Here is a 16227-nt window from a genome sequence, read left to right as displayed (position 1 = left end):
CCCACTACGACTTGTCCAGGTATTCGATCTTGTCCGCCACCAGGATCGAACTGACCAGCGCAGCCATCTCGCGGTGGTGGCGCAGCGTGAGATCCTCCTCGACCACCTGCTGCGCGAGGGCCCGCGCGTCGGCGAGGACGTCGCCGTCCTCGAGCAGCGACAGGAAGTGCAGTGACGTCTTGGCGCCGGACTGCAGCGAGCCGAGGACATCACCCTCCTTTCGGTGCATCAGGTCGATCCGGGCCAGTTCGAATCCATCATTGGTCGCGGCGACGGCCTGTAACCGTTGCATCGACGGAGATTGGGGATGAATCCGGGTCATCAACAGGCACAGCCCCGGTAGTCCCCCGCGTCCGACGCGGCCACGGAGTTGGTGTAGCTGGCTGACGCCGAACCGCTCGGCGTCCATGATGACCATCGTCGTCGCGTTCGGGACGTCGACACCGACCTCGATCACCGTCGTCGACACCAGGATGTCGATCTCGCCGCGCGAGAACGCATCCATGACGGCGGCCTTGTCCTCCGACGCCATCCGGCCGTGCAGCAGCCCGATCCGGCGGGCACCGAGCGGTCCGGCGAGGAGTTCCTCGTACTGTTCGACCACCGAGATGGTGTCGTCGTCGGGGGCCGGCGCGGCCTTCTTCTTCGGTTTCGCGGGCGCGTCGGGGTCGTCACCGATCCGCGAGCACACCACGTACACCTGCCGCCCGGCGGCGACCTCCTCGTCAACCCGCTCCCAGGCGCGTGCCACCCATGCCGGTTTGTCCGCGGGTACCACGGTGCTGGTGATCGGTTGCCTGCCGGCCGGTAACTCGGCGAGCTCCGAGGTGTCGAGGTCGCCGAACGCGGTCATCGCGACGGTCCGGGGAATCGGCGTCGCGGTCATCACCAGCAGATGCGGCACGGCGCCGTCACGACCTCGCCCGCGCAACCTGTCTCGCTGTTCGACACCGAAACGATGTTGTTCGTCGACGATGACCAGGCCGAGATCGAAGTAGGTGACGTTCTCCTCGAGGAGCGCGTGGGTGCCGATGATGATGCCGATCTTCCCGGTCACCACATCGAGCAGCGTCTGCCGTTTCTCCTTGGTCTTCATCGACCCGGTGATCAGGGCGACGGCGGTGGCACCCTCCGCCGCGTCGATGCGATCCCCGTATCCGAGATCGCCGAGCATCGTGGTTATCGACCGAAAATGCTGCGCGGCAAGAACTTCGGTGGGTGCCATCAGCACGCACTGATGGCCGGAGTCGATCACCCGCAACATCGCGAGCAGCGCCACCAGCGTCTTACCCGATCCGACCTCCCCCTGAAGCAGGCGGTTCATCGGTTCGGTCCGCGCGATGTCGATGTCGATCTCGTCGGACACCGTCACCTGACCGCGGGTCAGCGTGAACGGAAGCCGTTGCCGCAGGCGGTCTTCGAGACCGCCTTCGACCTGCGGGCAGGCCGGCGCCGCGGCGTCGCGGCCCACCAGCCGACGCTGCGCGAGCACCAGCTGGATCGCCAAGGCCTCGTCGAACTTGAGTCGGTCCTGCGCCGGGACGATATCCGATTGGCGATCGGGCAGATGCACCGTGCGGATGGCCTCGTCGGTCGTCATCAGGCCACGCCGGCGCCGCTCGCCGTCGTCGAGGGCCTCCGGCAGCGGCCCCAGCATGTCCAGCACCTGCCGCACCGCCGTCCAGATCTCCCAGCTCTGGATCTTGCTGGTGGACGGGTACATCGGCATGATCGGCCGCTCGAAGATCTTCGCCGGGTTGGGTGCGCCGCCATCGTCGCCGAGACGATCCCGCTCGAATTCCCACAACTCGGTCAGCATCGCCGAGCCCCTGACCTTGCCGTCGGGATCGTCGTCGGTGGGTAGCAACAGCCACTGCGGATGTGTCAACTGTGCTTGCCCGCGAAAGAATTTCACGGTTCCGGCGAGCATCACCCGGGTTCCGGGAACCATGATGCGACCGATGAGATGAGCGTTGAAGAACGTGGCCTCGTACACCTGCCGGTCGTCCTTCACGACCACCTTCAGGAAGCTGCCGCGACGGGTCGTCATCCGCTTCGTGGTGGAACTGACGACCTCCCCGACGATCGAGAGCCATTCTCCCGCTTCGATGTCCTGCGCTTGGGACACCTGCCCGCGCCGCACCCACCGGCGCGGCGCGTACCGGACCAGCGCGCCGACGGTGGTCACTCCGATGGACGCGAGACCGGCCAGCGTCGTGGGCCCGAACACGCCGTCGAGCGGATCCGACAGATCCAGCACTATTCGATCCCGATCTGGATGAGGTCATCGGATTGACCGGTGTCGTAGGTGGCGAGTTCGACGCCGGCGAAGTTACGCCGGAGATGCGCATCGAGCGCCTCGACGACGCCCGGATCGACGTCGGCACCGACGAGGACGGTGACCAGCTCGCCACCGGTGGCGAGCATCAGATCGATCAGGGCCGTCGCCGCCCCGGTCTGATCGGGTGCGATCACCAGCACGTCGGAACCGATGAGTCCCAGGACATCCCCGACGTCACAGGTGCCGGCCAACGTCATCATCCTGACCTCGGCGCGACGCAGCGATCCCCACCGGGCTCCCGCGGCGGCCTCGGCCATCGCGTAGGCGTCGGCGTCGGCCGATTCGCTCGGGTCGTGGACGGCCAGCGCCGCCAGGCACTGCGCCATCGACGACGTCGGCAACGACACCACCGAACGCTGGCTCGATCGGACCTCGGCGGCCACCGACACCAGGTCCTGGCTGGTCATCGCCCCGTTGGCCATCACCACCACGTGTGCGGCGTCGGTGGCGCGGATGGCGTCGGTCAGCTCCTCGGCGGTGACGCCGTCGTCGGCGCGGATCACCGCGGCGCCGGCGTCGGCGAACAACGCCGCCGCGCCCTCGCCCTTGACGATGGTCACGATGGCCCGCTTGTGCCGCGGCGGCGGTTCGGCGGTGTCGACCTGGGAGCGGATGGCGTCGAGCGCGAAACAACTGATCCGGATCTCCGAACACGCGCCGGCGGCGAGCCCGGCCTCCACCGCGCGCCCCGGTTCGCAGGTGTGCACGTGTACGGAGAACCGTTCCCCGTCGCCGCCGGAACTGTCGCCGACGATGACCACCGCGTCACCGATCTCGTCGAGTTCGGCGCGCAGCACCCCGATGGACTCGCTCGCCGCGCGGTCGAGCAGGTACATCACCTCGAAATCCATCTCCGAGGATCCGGTGCACGTGTCCTGATCCGGGTGGCCGGGCAGGCCGCCACCCATCAGGGAGCCGCGGTACCGCCGCCGGCGTGCCGCCACCCCGGTGACCACCAGCACCATCGCGTCGAGGATGACGAGGAAGCCGCGGGCACCGGCGTCGACGACCCCGGCCGAGGCCAACTCGGGAAGCTGGGCGGTGGTCTCGTCGAGGGCCAGGGCGCACTCGTCGGCGACCGCACGGACGAGGTCGGCGGGCGCGTCGTCGGCATGGCGGCTCGCGGTCTCCGCCGCCACCCGGATGACGGTCAGGACGGTGCCCTCGCGGGGATCGCTGACCGCACGTCGGGCGGCCAAACCGGCCAGCCGCAGACCCGCCGTCGCCAGATACGACAGGCTCAGCTCACCGGGCGAGGCGAGTTCCACCGCGTCGGCCACGCCGACGAGGACCTGGGACAGGATGATGCCGGAGTTGCCCCGCGCCGCGGCGACCGCGGCGTCGGCGAGGGAACGGGCGACGAGCGCGAGGTCGGCGTCGGCGGGAAGATCGGCGACGGCCGCGGCGGCCGCGGCCATGGTGAAGGCCATGTTGCTGCCGGTGTCGGAGTCCGGGATGGGGAACACGTTGAGGTCGTTGATCTCGCCGCGCACCGCCTCGAGGCCGTCGGCACTGGCCTGCGCCCAGTCACGCAGCAACTGCGGACTCATCGTGTGCGTCAGGCCGCCGTCGAACGCCGCCACATCCACCTCCTCGATCCCACTGCGGATGAGGCGGACCTGCCGCCCACCGCCACGTCCGAAGAACTGTGGTCGAGGTTACTCGTGGACTGCGACGTGGCGGTTGCGGGCGCCCGGTGGCGGCCCCGGCGCCGAGCGTCACGGGTGAGGATTTGGTCGGGACATGCGATGCCCGCTATCCTTGCAGGGTTGCCTTGCCGCGAGTCGCGGTGGTCGTTTCGGTTGATGCCCCTCGGGGACGCGCCGATCGCTTCCCATACCGACGGCGGGCCGAGAAGAGAACATCATCCATTTACCCTCGAGGAGTTCGATATGGCTGCCGTCTGTGACGTCTGCGGCAAGGGTCCGGGCTTCGGCAAGTCCGTTTCGCACTCGCACCGCCGCACCAACCGTCGCTGGAACCCGAACATTCAGTCGGTCCGCGTCGAGGTCGCCCCGGGCAACCGGAAGCGCAAGAACGTGTGCACCTCCTGCCTGAAGGCCGGAAAGACCACTCTCGTCTGATCGCCTCTGGTCCTCGGACCAGTGGATATCGTCGCGCAGACCCGACCCACCGAGCAAACGCTCGGCCCGGGGTCGGGTCTTTTGCGTGCCGAGGATAAGGTGACCTGCATGACAGGGACCACCGAAGCACCGACGACGACCGACACCGCGACGACCGACACCGCGACCACCTCACCGGTGACCCAGACCGGATCGGTCCTGATGATCGCCGTGTCGAGTCCGGCCGCCGGAACCTCCCTCGATGACCGTGCCCTCGCCGACGGCACCGCCGCCCTGCACGAGGTGGCCCGCGGCGAACGTGAGGTCGGCGCCATCCTGCTGCGCGGAACCGGTGCGAACTTCTGCGCCGGCGGCAATGTCCGTGCCTTCGCCGCCGCCGAGCACCGCCCGACCTACCTGCGGGGCCTCGCCGACAACTTCCACGCCTTCGTCCTCGCACTGGCCGCCGCCGACCGCCCGGTGGTCGCCGCGGTGAGCGGCTGGGCGGCCGGCGCGGGCATGAGCATCGTCCTGCACGCCGACATCGCCATCGGCGGTCCCGCCACCAAACTCCGGCCGGCCTATCCGGGTATCGGTCTCACCCCGGACGGCGGGATGTCGTGGATGCTGCCCCGCGTCGTCGGTCTGGCGCGCGCACGCGACATCATCCTCACCGACCGTGTGATCGACGCCGAGGAGGCCCTCGCGATCGGCATCCTCTCGCGCATCGTCGACGACACCGAGGTGGCCGCCGAGGCCACCGCCGTCGCCGAGAAACTCGCCGCCGGCCCCCGCTCGGCGCTGTCGGCCACCCGTCGGCTGCTGACCGCGTCGACCACCGATTCCCTCGCCGAACATCTCGTGGCCGAAGCGGCGTCGATCTCGGCGCGCAGCGGCGAACCGGAGGGCACCGAGGGTGTCGACGCCTTCATCGGGAAGCGACGTCCGGATTTCGGTGCCGCCCGCGGACACTGACGCCGAGACCGGCTTCGGACCCGACTTCCTCGCCGAGCTCGACGTACTGCTCCGGTTGCGTCGCGACGTTCGTCGTTTCCGAGTCGATCCGCTCGATCCGGAACTGCTCGAGTCGATTCTCGAGCGCGCCGAACTCGCACCCTCGGTGGGCAATTCGCAGCCCTGGCGATGGGTCGAGGTCTCCTCGGCGTCGGCTCGTGCGCAGATCCGCGCGAACTTTGTCGCGGCCAACGCCGACGCCCTCGCCGGCTATCACGGGGACCGGGCCCGCTCCTACGCCGACCTCAAACTCGCCGGCCTCGACGAGGCGCCCACCCACCTTGCGGTGTTCACCGACGAGGCCTGCCTGCAGGGTCATGGTCTCGGCCGCGCCACCATGCCGGAGACACTCGCCTACTCGTCCGTCGCGGCGATCCAAACACTGTGGCTCGCGGCGCGGGCCCGTGGGATCGGTCTGGGATGGGTGTCGATCCTCGACGCCGACGCCGCGACAACGACATTGGCGGTGCCCGACTCGTGGCGATTGACCGCCTACCTCTGCCTCGGATATCCCGAAACCACCGGCGAGGTACCCGAACTCGAACGCGTCGGATGGCAGGCCCGTACCGACCCGCACGCGCGCAGGTTCGTCCGCTGAACAACCGGCCCCGGGCGACCGGCGCCGGTCAGGGCAGCCGCCAGTCGACGGGATCGCCACCGAGGTCGGCGAGTTCGTCGTTGGCGCGGCTGAACGGCCGCGATCCGAAGAATCCCCGACTCGCCGACAGCGGCGACGGGTGCGCGGAGATGATCGTGGGAACGTCGGGCATCCACTGCGCCAGATCGGCGGCATCGCGCCCCCACAGGATCGCGACGAGAGGCTCGTCACGATCCACCAGCGCCTTGATCGCGCATTCGGTGACCGCCTCCCACCCCTTGCGTCGATGCGATGCCGACTGCCCCGGGGCGACGGTGAGGACGCGGTTGAGCAGCAGCACTCCCGCCCGGGACCACGGCGTGAGGTCACCGTTGCTCGGACGCGGGTACCCGAGGTCGTCGCAATACTCGGTGTAGATGTTGGCAAGTGACCGCGGAATCGGCGAGACATCGGGCGCGACAGAGAAACTCAGCCCCACCGCGTGTCCGGGTGTGGGGTACGGATCCTGCCCGACGATGAGCACCCTGACCTCGTCGAAGGGTTGGGTGAACGCGCGCAACACATTCTGCCCGGCGGGCAGATAGCCACGGCCCGCGGCATTCTCGTCACGCAGGAACTGTCCCATCGCGGTGATCACGTCGGCCACCGGTTCCAGTGCCCGGGCCCAGCCCGGATCGATCAGTTCGGCAAGGGATTTGGGCGCCATGGTCAGTCGATCCTCCGCAGCGCGGTCCGGTAGTGCGTCGCGTTGTGGAAGTACATGTCCACGTTCAGGTCGATGTGCCCGACCGGAACCCGGTATCCCTCCCGCACCCGAGCCGGAACCCCCAGCGCCATGCAGTGTTCGCCGATCTCGGCGTTGAACGGCACCACCGCGCCGGCGCCGACGATGGAACCCTCCCCGATGCGGGATCCGTTGAGCACCACCGATCCCGACGCGATCAGGCAGTGATCACCGATCGTGGCGCCCTCGATGTGCGCGTTGTGGCCGACCACACATCCCGCACCGATCACCGTCGGGTCGACCGGTGTGCAATGGATGACGGTGCCGTCCTGGATGTTGGTGCGGCTCCCGATGGTGATCGTGCCGTAGTCACCACGTAGGACCGCACCCGGCCACACCGACACCCCGTCGGCCAGTGTCACCGCACCGATGACGGTCGCGTCGGGGTGGACGTAGACGTCCTCTCCCAGATCGGGTACTCGGTCGTCGAGTGCGTAAATCGCCATACCGAGGATCTAATCACCCGGCGAGCGGGGCCTCGCCCACCCCACCCCGGGGTGAGCTCAGCCGAAGGCCTGCCAGCCGTGCATCGTGTCGGCCCGCCGACCGTCGACGGTGACCGACGCCGGCCCCGGCGACACCTCGCCGATCACCACCCAGCCGGATGGCACGGCCGCGGGCGGCAGCGCCGCCAGCAACTGGTGGTCCTCCCCTCCGGTGAGCACCCACTCGTCGGCGTCGGCACCGAGCAGCGCGGCCACGTCGGTCACCGCCGGCAGCCGCGGAATCAGTTCACTGCGGACCGCGAGAGCAACCCCCGACGACACCGACATGGTCACCAGCTCTTCGACGAGGCCGTCGGAGATGTCGGTCATGGCGTGCGCGCCGGCGCGTGCCGCCCGGATCCCCTCGCCGAGATCGGGTGCGGGAACCAGGAATGCCTCGGTGACCGTGGCCCGGGGATCGGCGTCGCGACGCCAGCGCGCCAACGGGGCCGGCCCGGACCGGCCGATCACCGCCAGACCCGCGGCCGCCGCACCCAATGGTCCACTGACGGCCAGCACATCCCCGGCGCGGGCCCCCGACAGCGTGACCGGGGCCAGTCCGTCGAGTGCTCCCACCGACGTGATACCCACCACGATCTCGTCGGCGCCGACCAGATCACCGCCCAGCACACGGGCACCGAGCGCGTGGGCGGCGTCGACGATCCCCCCGTTGAGGTCGAGCAACCATCCCACCCCGATGTCCGCCGGACAGGCCAGCGAGACGACGACGCCGACGGTGCGACCACCCATCGCGGCGATGTCGGCGGCACTCTGCACCACCGCGCGCGCACCGATCTGGGCCGGAGTGGACCACTCGAGCCGGAAATGGCGCCCCTGCACCACCGTGTCGGTGCTGATCACCGTCGGTCCCACATCGAGGACGGCGGCGTCGTCACCCGACCCGATGACGATGTCCGGACCACCGTCGGCGGCCGCTGTGGTGAACATCGCGATGATCGCGCGCTCACCGACCTCAGCCAGCGTCTTGGCGCGGTCGGGTCCGGGTACATCGGGGTCGCGGACGGCGTCGGACGGCACGATGAGCCCCTTCGATTCTGCTGCCGACTCGCCTCCCGCGAGGTTGTCAGCGACAATGTGTGCCAGCAGTGTAGTGGTCCGCGGGTCTGTCTCCCCCGATCGCCACCGCACCGCGGCGGGGTCATCAGCCCGATTCCCGCGACGTGGCAGACATCGAGAGGATGGCCGTGGTTCAGGCATACATACTGATCCAGACCGAGGTCGGACGGGCGGCACTGGCCGCAGCGACCATCGCAGAGATCTCGGGGGTCGCCTCGTCCGAGGAGGTCAGCGGACCTTACGACGTGATCGTCCGTGTGGATGCTGCCGACGCCGCGCACCTGAGCAACGACGTGGTCCCCCAGATCCAGAAGGTCGACGGCATCACCCGGACCCTGACCTGCCCGGTGGTGACCACCGGCCACTGAGCGCCACGAGGCCCGGCGTCGGGGCGGTGCGATGCAGATCCCGGGTCGATCCGGACCGGAACAGTGTGTACGGAGACATGCCCTAGGGTGGGCTGGTGAGTTCTCCCGACACCGGGTCCGGTCCCCGCTTGAGTCCGGCACTGATCGCCACCCTCGTCGCCGTCCCGGTGATGGTCATCGTCGGATTCATCACGTTCGCGGCGATGAAATCGGCCCAGTCGAGCGACACACCCATCGCCTCCTACGCCTCCGCCGAGTCGGCGGTGAGCGCTGATTGTGCGAAACTGCTTGCCGCGCTGCCCAACACCTTCGAGGGATTCGGGTCGAAGTCGGTCAACGGCGACACCGCGACCTGGTCCGGCACCGACGACGGTGACCCGGTGACGGTGCGTTGCGGGGTCGATCGTCCCGCCGAACTCGCCCCGTCGAGCCGCCTGCAGACGGTCAACGGCGTCCAGTGGTTCATCACCGACACCATCGACGGACGGGGCCAGGCCTACGTGTGCGTCGACCATCGTCCCTACGTGGCCCTGTGGGTGCCGGTCAGCGGCGGCAACGCCTCGATCACCGATGTCTCCGCGGCGATCGGCAAGGTGTTGCCGTCGGGCCCACTCGATTTCGGCTGACGCAGACAGGGCACCGCGAGGCGGCGGCACCAGGGTCAGCGGCACCAGGGTCAGTCCCGGTACACCTCGGGTTTGGTGGTGCGCCCCAACAGTGACGCCACCGCATCGGCCACCGACACCCCGGAGTGGCACACCCCGTGCACCGCATCGGTCAGCGGCATCGACACTCCGTGCTTCTCGGCGAGGGCACGCACCGACGTACACGACTTCACGCCCTCGGCGACCTGACCGTGGGTGGCCTCCTGGGCCTCCTCCATCGTCGCCCCCTCACCGAGGCGGGCACCGAAGGTCCGGTTGCGCGACAACGGCGACGAGCACGTCGCCACCAGGTCACCGATTCCGGCCAACCCGGCGAGTGTCTCGATCTCGGCGCCGAGCGCCGCACCGAGCCGGATGACCTCCGCCAGCCCGCGGGTGATGATGGTGGCCAGGGTGTTCTGGCCGAAACCGACACCGCTGGCCATCCCGCACGCCAGCGCGATGACGTTCTTGGCGGCCCCGCCGATCTCACAGCCGACGACGTCGGTGTTGGTGTACGGACGGAAATACCCGGTGGCGAAGGCGGATTGGAGGGTGGTGGCACGCGCCTCGTCGACGCACCCGATCACCGTCGCCGCCGGCTGCCCCTCGGCGATCTCCCGCGCCAGATTGGGCCCGGTGAGCACCGCGATCTGGGCCTCGTCGAATCCGGTGACCTCCGCGATGACCTCACTCATCCGCATCAGCGTGTGGGTCTCGATACCCTTCGCCAACGACACCAGGGTGGCATCCGATCGCAGATGCGGGGTCCAGTCGCTCAGATTGTCCCGCAACGACTGTGAGGGCACCGCGCACACGACGATGTCGGCGTCGGGCAACACCTCGGCGATGACGCTGGACGCGCGCAGTTGTTCGGGCAACGAGATACCGGGGAGGTAATCGGGATTGGTGTGCTCGGCGTTGATCCGCTCGGCCAGTTCGGCCCGCCGTGCCCAGATCGTCGTATCGGTGCCGGCGTCGACGAGGACCTTCGCCGCCGCCGTACCCCAGGAACCGGCACCCATCACCACCGCGCGCACGTGTCACATCCTTCGCTGCTCACCGAACGTCGCTCTCACCCTAGTGTCCCGCCGCCGCCGCGTCGTGAACTTTCCGTCGAATCCCGATCCCGGCGCCCCGGCCCGGGTTGCCCACACCCGCTCGTCGGGCTCGTCGCCCGTCGTCCATCATGGTGACGTGAGACCCGAAGGCGTGGTGCGTGGCGACAGCGCGGCACCGCATGCCCTCGGCGGCGCGATCGGCAATGGGGTCGGCGGTGGGATCGGCGCGGTGTTGGTGGTCAAGAACCTCGACGCGGCCAAGACCCGACTCGCGGCGTCGCTGCCGATCGCGGGCATCGGGCGGGGACCGGTGGATCACCGTGCCCTGGTGCTGGCGATGCTCCTGGACACCATGACCGCCGTCCACCTCGCCGGTCTGGACCCGATCGTCGTGGTGAGCCCCGATGCCGAGGTGCTGGGTGAGGTCACCGCCGCCGGCGCCCACGCGGTCCGCGAGGTTCCGCGCACCGATCCGTCGCTCAACCACGCCTACGCCGAGGGCATCGATTGGATCCGCCGTCATCGACCCGAGTGCCCACGGGTGCTGCTGGTGCAGGCGGACCTGCCGGCGGCCGACGCACACAGCATCCGGCAGGTCATCGACGCCGCCGGTGCCCTGCCGCAGGCCCTGGTCACCGACGCCGCGGGCGACGGCACCGCGATGCTGTTGCGCCCGGTCGAACTGAACGTGTTGCCGCGCTTCGGAATCGACTCGGCGGCCGCGCACCGCGCCGACGGGGCCGTCGATCTCGACGCCACCCGGAGCCGCTGGGCGGATCTGCGCACCGACGTCGACACCGCCGCGGATCTGCGTCGCGCCTGGACGCTGGGACTCGGGCGGCACACCCGGGCGGCGCTGGGGATCGACCCGTCCCACGATGCCGGCGGACGTGGGTGAAGCACCGAAGGTGACAGGTGCGGCTGCGCGAGAATCCGATGATGCGTCATCATTGACCGGTGACCCCAGCAGACGACACCGGGACGCAGACCGTGACGGCGATCCCCGGCGCCCCACCCGCAGCGACGTTGACGCCGGAAGAATCGGCCGATCTGCCCGAAGACCGGTACCTGAACCGGGAACTGAGTTGGCTGGACTTCAATTCGCGGGTGTTGGCACTCGCCGAGGACACCTCCCTTCCGCTGCTCGAGCGGGCCAAGTTCCTGGCGATCTTCGCCTCGAACCTCGACGAGTTCTTCATGGTGCGGGTCGCCGGCCTCAAACGGCGTGACGAGACGGGCCTGTCGGTCCGCTCCGCCGACGGCCTGTCGCCGCGCGAGCAGCTGCTGCGCATCGCCGGCCGCACCCAGACGCTGGCCGACCGGCATGCCCGCGTCTTCCTCGACTCGGTGCGGCCCTCCTTGGTGGCCAACGGAATTCATGTGGTCACCTGGGCCGAACTCGATGACGATCAGCAGACGCGGATGGTCGAGTACTTCCACGAGCAGGTGTTCCCCGTCCTGACCCCGCTGGCCGTCGACCCCGCCCACCCCTTCCCCTACATCTCGGGGTTGTCGCTGAACCTGGCGGTCACCGTCAAGGATGCACACGAGGGCGGCGAGCACTTCGCGCGAGTCAAGGTGCCCGACAACGTCAATCGGTTCGTGCGTGTCGACCAACTCGCGCCGGGCTCGGCCGAGACCGACGCGCGCGGACATCATCCCGCGGTGCTCCTGCCGATGGAAAACCTGATCGCGGCCAACCTCGAGCATCTGTTCCCCGAGATGCAGATCGTCGACCACCACGTCTTCCGGATCACCCGCAACGCCGATTTCGAGGTGGAGGAGGATCGCGACGAGGACCTCCTGCAGGCACTCGAACGAGAACTCGCCCGTCGGCGGTTCGGGTCACCGGTCCGTCTCGAGGTGGCCGACGACATGAGCGAGCACATGCTCGAGTTGTTGCTGCGCGAACTCGACGTCAACCCGGCCGACGTCATCCAGGTACCCGGATTGCTGGATCTGTCGGCATTGTTCGAGGTGTACGCGCTCGACCGACCCCACCTCAAGGACCGGCCCTTCGTCCCCGGAACGCATCCGGCCTTCGGCGAACGGGAAACCCCCAAGAGTGTGTTCTCCACGCTGCGCGAGGGTGACGTCCTCGTCCATCACCCCTACGACTCGTTCTCCACGAGCGTGCAGCGGTTCATCGAGCAGGCCGCCGCCGACCCGCAGGTCCTCGCGATCAAGCAGACGCTGTATCGCACCTCCGGCGATTCGCCGATCGTCAACGCGTTGATCGACGCCGCCGAGGCCGGCAAGCAGGTGGTCGCCCTCGTGGAGATCAAGGCGCGTTTCGACGAGCAGGCCAACATCAAGTGGGCCCGGCAACTCGAGCAGGCCGGCGTGCACGTGGTCTACGGCCTGGTGGGCCTCAAGACGCACTGCAAGACATGTCTGGTGGTCCGTCGCGAGGGCTCGACGATCAAGCGGTACTGCCACATCGGCACCGGCAACTACAACCCGAAGACCGCGCGGCTCTACGAGGACGTGGGTCTGCTCACCGCCGCACCGGACATCGGCGCGGACCTGACCGACCTGTTCAACACGCTCACCGGATACTCGCGGAAGAAGGAGTACCGCAACATCCTGGTGGCCCCGAACGGGATTCGTTCCGGCATCATCGAACGTATCGACCGGGAGATCACCGCCCTTCACGAGGGCAACGAGCGTGCCCGAATTCGTTTGAAGGCCAACGCACTTGTCGACGAGCAGGTGATCGACGCGCTTTATCGGGCGTCGCAGAACGGGGTGCCCGTCGAGATCGTGGTCCGTGGGATCTGCGCGTTGCGACCCGCCATGCCGGGCGTCAGCGACAACATCACGGTGCGCTCGATCCTGGGCCAGTTCCTCGAGCACTCCCGCATCCTGCACTTCGGTGCCGCCGACGAGTACTGGATCGGCAGCGCAGACATGATGCACCGCAACCTCGATCGACGGATCGAGGTGATGGTGCAGGTGCGTGACGAACGGCTGACCGGAGAACTCAACGACATCTTCTCCTCCGCCCTCGATCCCCGCACCCGCTGCTGGGTGCTGCACTCCGACGGCAGCTGGGTGGCGTCGCCGGCGGCCGGCGAGGAGGTCCGTGATCACCAGCGACAGATGATGCGGCGCAATCACCGTCGGGATCAGGGTGCGTGAGTACGCCCGGGCGAGGGCGCACCGCGTCACCCGTCGACACCTGCCGATAACCCGCGCGTACTAGTATCTGCGGCGATGTCGAAGTCACAGGGATCATCCGCAGACCGGGAACGCACGTCCGGATCGTCCCCGGGCACGAAGACGGCGGGCACCAAGACGACGGGCACCAAGACGATCTGGGCGGCGGGCGGTGTGTTGTGGCGCCACAGCGGTGAGTCCGTGGAGATCGGGCTGGTCCACCGCCCGCGCTACGACGACTGGACGCTACCCAAGGGCAAGACGGATGACGGCGAGACCCTGGTCGACACCGCGGTGCGCGAGATCGCCGAAGAGACCGGTCACCACACCCGGTTGGGTCGCCTGTTGTCCACGGTGTCCTACGATCTCCCCAACGGGCGCAAGCACGTCCGCTACTGGTCGGCGGAGTCGACGAGCGGTCGATTCGAGCCCAACCACGAGGTGGATGCCATCGAGTGGTTGCCGGTGGATCGGGCGGATCACCTGCTCAGCTATCGACTCGACCGCAAGGTGCTCCGCGAGTTCGCCCGCCTGCCGGTGGATCTGACGACCTTCGTGATCATCCGTCATGCCCGCGCGGGCCGCCGGTCGAAGTACCGCGGAGACGATCGGCTACGCCCGCTGGACACACTGGGCCGCGCGCAGGCCGCGTCACTGGCGCCGCTGCTGAATGCGTACGGCGTCACCGAACTGCACAGCGCCGACCGGGTGCGGTGCGTGCAGACCCTCGAACCCACGAGCACCGCGACCGGACTGCCGATCGTCGACGAGCCGGCCCTGTCCGAGGAGGCCTACGCCGCCGATCCGGAATCGACCCGCCGTCGGTTCCGCGAACTCGCCACCACGTCGGGTCCGGGCCAGGTGCGGGCAGTGTGCAGTCAGGGCAAGGTGATTGAGCCGCTCCTCGCGTGGTGGGCCGGGCTCGACGACGTCGAACTGCCGCCGGCGCGCAACCGCAAGGGCAGCGCGTGGGTGCTGTCCTTCGACGACGGCCGGCTGGTGGCCGCCGACCACGTCGACAGTCCGCTTCCGCTGCAGACCGGCTGAGTCGTCCGGGGGTATCGGCCGGCATCGACCGCCCGGGTCCGCTCCGCCGCCGGAAGTGCCGTCTCCACACAGCAACTCACCCCTGACGAGGGAAGGGCGTCAGGGGTGAGTTGTGCGGTATGTCGAGTCGCCGACGCGAACGTCAGCGGCGCGTGGTCTTCTTGGCCGGAGCCTTCTTGGCCGCAGTCTTCTTGGCGGGAGCCTTCTTTGCCGGGGCCTTCTTGGCCGCGGTGGTCTTGGCGGGAGCCTTCTTTGCCGGGGCCTTCTTGGCCGCGGTGGTCTTGGCGGGAGCCTTCTTTGCCGGGGCCCTCTTGGCCGCGGTGGTCTTGGCCGGGGCCTTCTTCGCCGGAGCCTTCTTGGCCGGTGCCTTCTTGGCGGCCGTGGTGGTCTTCTTCGCCGCGGTCTTCTTGGCCGGGGCGGCGGCGGCACCGGCGCCACGCTTCACCGCGGGGCCCGAGGCCGACAGCTTCTGCTTGCCGGCGACGACGGCCTTGAACTGCGCGCCCGGGCGGAACGCCGGAACCGAAGTGGCACGCACCTTCACGGTCTCGCCGGTGCGCGGGTTACGGGCGACGCGCGGTGCGCGGCGACGCTTCTCGAAGACACCGAATCCGGTGATGGTCACACTCTCGCCGCGGTTGACCGCGCGGACGATGGTGTCGACGACGAGCTCGACGGCTTCGGTCGCAGTCTTGCGATCCGCGTCGAGCTTCTTGGTCAGCTCATCAATGAGCTCTGCCTTGTTCATGGGAATACCTCCGCAAGCTGTTCTGACCGATCGGTTGAGGCCAGCTAACCCCACACGGTAAACGTCGAAGACGAAAACGTCCATCTTCCACGCCAATCGACGGGCCGTGTTGCGAAAATGTGAGGTGCGCAACCACGTTCCGTCGATGGCCTCGCGGGGTTGTGCCGCGGGCAGATCCCGAACTCTACATGGTCACCGGCTTGAAAGACGGACGGCCGCTTTCGTACTCGGAAATGGCTTCTACCTGCCGCAATGTCAGTCCGATGTCGTCGAGACCCTCCATCAGACGCCAGCGGGTGTAGTCGTCAATTGTCAACGGCACCACGAGGTCTCCGGCGGTCACGGTCCGCTCCGGAAGGCTCACCGTCAATTCCAGACCCGGCTGCTCCTCGAGTCGCTTCCACAGCAGTTCGACGTCGGATTGCTCGACCTGCGCGGCGACCAGGCCGGCCTTGCCGGCGTTGCCGCGGAAGATGTCGGCGAACCGGGACGAGATGACGACCCGAAAACCGAAGTCGGACAGCGCCCAGACGGCATGCTCGCGCGACGATCCGGTTCCGAAGTCCGGTCCGGCCACCAGAACCGAGCCGTGGCTCCAGGGCTCGGCGTTGAGGATGAAGTCCGGGTCGCTACGCCATCCGGCGAAGAGTCCGTCCTCGAAACCCGTTCGCGTCACCCGCTTGAGGTAGACGGCAGGGATGATCTGATCGGTGTCGACGTTGCTGCGGCGCAACGGCACCCCGATCCCGGTGTGGGAGATGAAGGGTTCCATGGGGGTGGCTCCGCTCTGTGAGGTGAGGTATGCCTGAGGCAGGGTTGATCTGGAGTTGAGAAGCGC

The 16227-nt window shown here is 68.5% G+C and carries 16 protein-coding genes; 8 read left to right on the top strand and 8 right to left on the bottom strand.

What is annotated here, in order from left to right; translation table 11 throughout:
- Positions 1-4: 4 nt before the first annotated feature.
- Both recG and ABLE92_RS20905 read right to left on the bottom strand, forming a co-directional pair.
- Positions 5-2260 (bottom strand): ATP-dependent DNA helicase RecG, encoded by a 2256-nt coding sequence (gene recG, locus ABLE92_RS20910; protein ID WP_348806710.1) that lies wholly within the window; start codon positions 2258-2260, stop codon positions 5-7.
- Entirely contained in the window at positions 2260-3891 is a 1632-nt protein-coding gene (locus tag ABLE92_RS20905; RefSeq protein WP_348806739.1) for a DAK2 domain-containing protein, read from the bottom strand. Before ABLE92_RS20905 ends, recG begins: the two co-directional genes overlap by 1 nt.
- A 342-nt stretch (positions 3892-4233) precedes the next feature.
- On the opposite strand from ABLE92_RS20905, the gene rpmB reads away from it, so the two are divergent.
- The 3 genes from rpmB to bluB all read left to right on the top strand — a co-directional run bounded on the left by rpmB (position 4234) and on the right by bluB (position 6016).
- A complete protein-coding gene (gene rpmB, locus ABLE92_RS20900; protein ID WP_020792652.1) occupies positions 4234-4425 on the top strand; it encodes a 50S ribosomal protein L28 in 192 nt (63 codons plus the stop codon).
- A gap of 108 nt (positions 4426-4533) precedes the next feature.
- On the top strand, positions 4534-5379 hold the full coding sequence (locus ABLE92_RS20895; RefSeq protein WP_348806709.1) for an enoyl-CoA hydratase-related protein: 846 nt from the start codon (positions 4534-4536) through the stop codon (positions 5377-5379).
- Positions 5360-6016 (top strand): 5,6-dimethylbenzimidazole synthase, encoded by a 657-nt coding sequence (gene bluB / locus ABLE92_RS20890; protein WP_348806708.1) that lies wholly within the window; start codon positions 5360-5362, stop codon positions 6014-6016. The genes ABLE92_RS20895 and bluB overlap by 20 nt, the downstream gene beginning before the upstream one ends.
- A gap of 28 nt (positions 6017-6044) precedes the next feature.
- Here bluB and ABLE92_RS20885 read toward each other — a convergent pair whose 3' ends face one another.
- Genes ABLE92_RS20885 through ABLE92_RS20875 form a run of 3 tightly spaced genes read right to left on the bottom strand, consistent with a single transcriptional unit; the run spans position 6045 to position 8326 of the window.
- Entirely contained in the window at positions 6045-6722 is a 678-nt protein-coding gene (locus ABLE92_RS20885) for a uracil-DNA glycosylase (RefSeq protein WP_348806707.1), read from the bottom strand.
- Positions 6723-6724: 2 nt separating this feature from the next.
- The gene (locus ABLE92_RS20880; protein ID WP_348806706.1) at positions 6725-7246 is read right to left on the bottom strand and encodes a gamma carbonic anhydrase family protein; all 522 of its coding nucleotides are present in this window, start codon (positions 7244-7246) and stop codon (positions 6725-6727) included.
- A gap of 57 nt (positions 7247-7303) precedes the next feature.
- Positions 7304-8326, bottom strand: coding sequence for a thiamine-phosphate kinase (locus tag ABLE92_RS20875; protein WP_425476130.1), 1023 nt, complete (start codon positions 8324-8326; stop codon positions 7304-7306).
- A 158-nt stretch (positions 8327-8484) separates the two neighbouring features.
- Between ABLE92_RS20875 and ABLE92_RS20870 the strand changes: the two genes are divergently transcribed.
- Entirely contained in the window at positions 8485-8730 is a 246-nt protein-coding gene (locus ABLE92_RS20870) for an Lrp/AsnC ligand binding domain-containing protein (protein WP_348806738.1), read from the top strand.
- Positions 8731-8822: 92 nt separating this feature from the next.
- Positions 8823-9356: a DUF3515 domain-containing protein gene (locus ABLE92_RS20865; protein WP_425476129.1), complete on the top strand. Its 534-nt coding sequence runs from the start codon at positions 8823-8825 to the stop codon at positions 9354-9356.
- Between the two features lie 50 nt (positions 9357-9406).
- Here the strand turns inward: ABLE92_RS20865 and ABLE92_RS20860 are convergent, their stop codons facing one another.
- Positions 9407-10414: an NAD(P)H-dependent glycerol-3-phosphate dehydrogenase gene (locus ABLE92_RS20860; RefSeq protein WP_348806703.1), complete on the bottom strand. Its 1008-nt coding sequence runs from the start codon at positions 10412-10414 to the stop codon at positions 9407-9409.
- A gap of 157 nt (positions 10415-10571) precedes the next feature.
- On the opposite strand from ABLE92_RS20860, the gene cofC reads away from it, so the two are divergent.
- The 3 genes from cofC to ABLE92_RS20845 all read left to right on the top strand — a co-directional run bounded on the left by cofC (position 10572) and on the right by ABLE92_RS20845 (position 14641).
- Complete coding sequence (gene cofC, locus ABLE92_RS20855) at positions 10572-11333, top strand: 2-phospho-L-lactate guanylyltransferase (protein WP_348806702.1); 762 nt, start codon at positions 10572-10574, stop codon at positions 11331-11333.
- 59 nt (positions 11334-11392) lie between these two features.
- Positions 11393-13576 carry an RNA degradosome polyphosphate kinase gene (locus ABLE92_RS20850; RefSeq protein WP_348806701.1) on the top strand — a complete coding sequence of 728 codons (2184 nt, stop codon included), beginning with the start codon at positions 11393-11395 and terminating at the stop codon, positions 13574-13576.
- A 75-nt stretch (positions 13577-13651) separates the two neighbouring features.
- The gene (locus ABLE92_RS20845) at positions 13652-14641 is read left to right on the top strand and encodes an NUDIX hydrolase (RefSeq protein WP_348806700.1); all 990 of its coding nucleotides are present in this window, start codon (positions 13652-13654) and stop codon (positions 14639-14641) included.
- Positions 14642-14783: 142 nt separating this feature from the next.
- On the opposite strand, the gene ABLE92_RS20840 is transcribed toward ABLE92_RS20845, so the two are convergent.
- Together ABLE92_RS20840 and leuD are read right to left on the bottom strand one after the other, a co-directional pair.
- Positions 14784-15389: an HU family DNA-binding protein gene (locus ABLE92_RS20840; protein WP_348806699.1), complete on the bottom strand. Its 606-nt coding sequence runs from the start codon at positions 15387-15389 to the stop codon at positions 14784-14786.
- A gap of 184 nt (positions 15390-15573) precedes the next feature.
- Positions 15574-16161 carry a 3-isopropylmalate dehydratase small subunit gene (leuD, locus tag ABLE92_RS20835; protein ID WP_348806698.1) on the bottom strand — a complete coding sequence of 196 codons (588 nt, stop codon included), beginning with the start codon at positions 16159-16161 and terminating at the stop codon, positions 15574-15576.
- Positions 16162-16227: the final 66 nt, after the last annotated feature.

The sequence above is a fragment of the Gordonia oleivorans genome (assembly GCF_040044975.1).
In the GTDB taxonomy this organism is placed as follows: Bacteria; Actinomycetota; Actinomycetes; order Mycobacteriales; family Mycobacteriaceae; genus Gordonia; species Gordonia oleivorans.
Note: the sequence above shows the minus strand (reverse complement) of the source record. Positions and strands in the feature narration are given on the sequence as shown.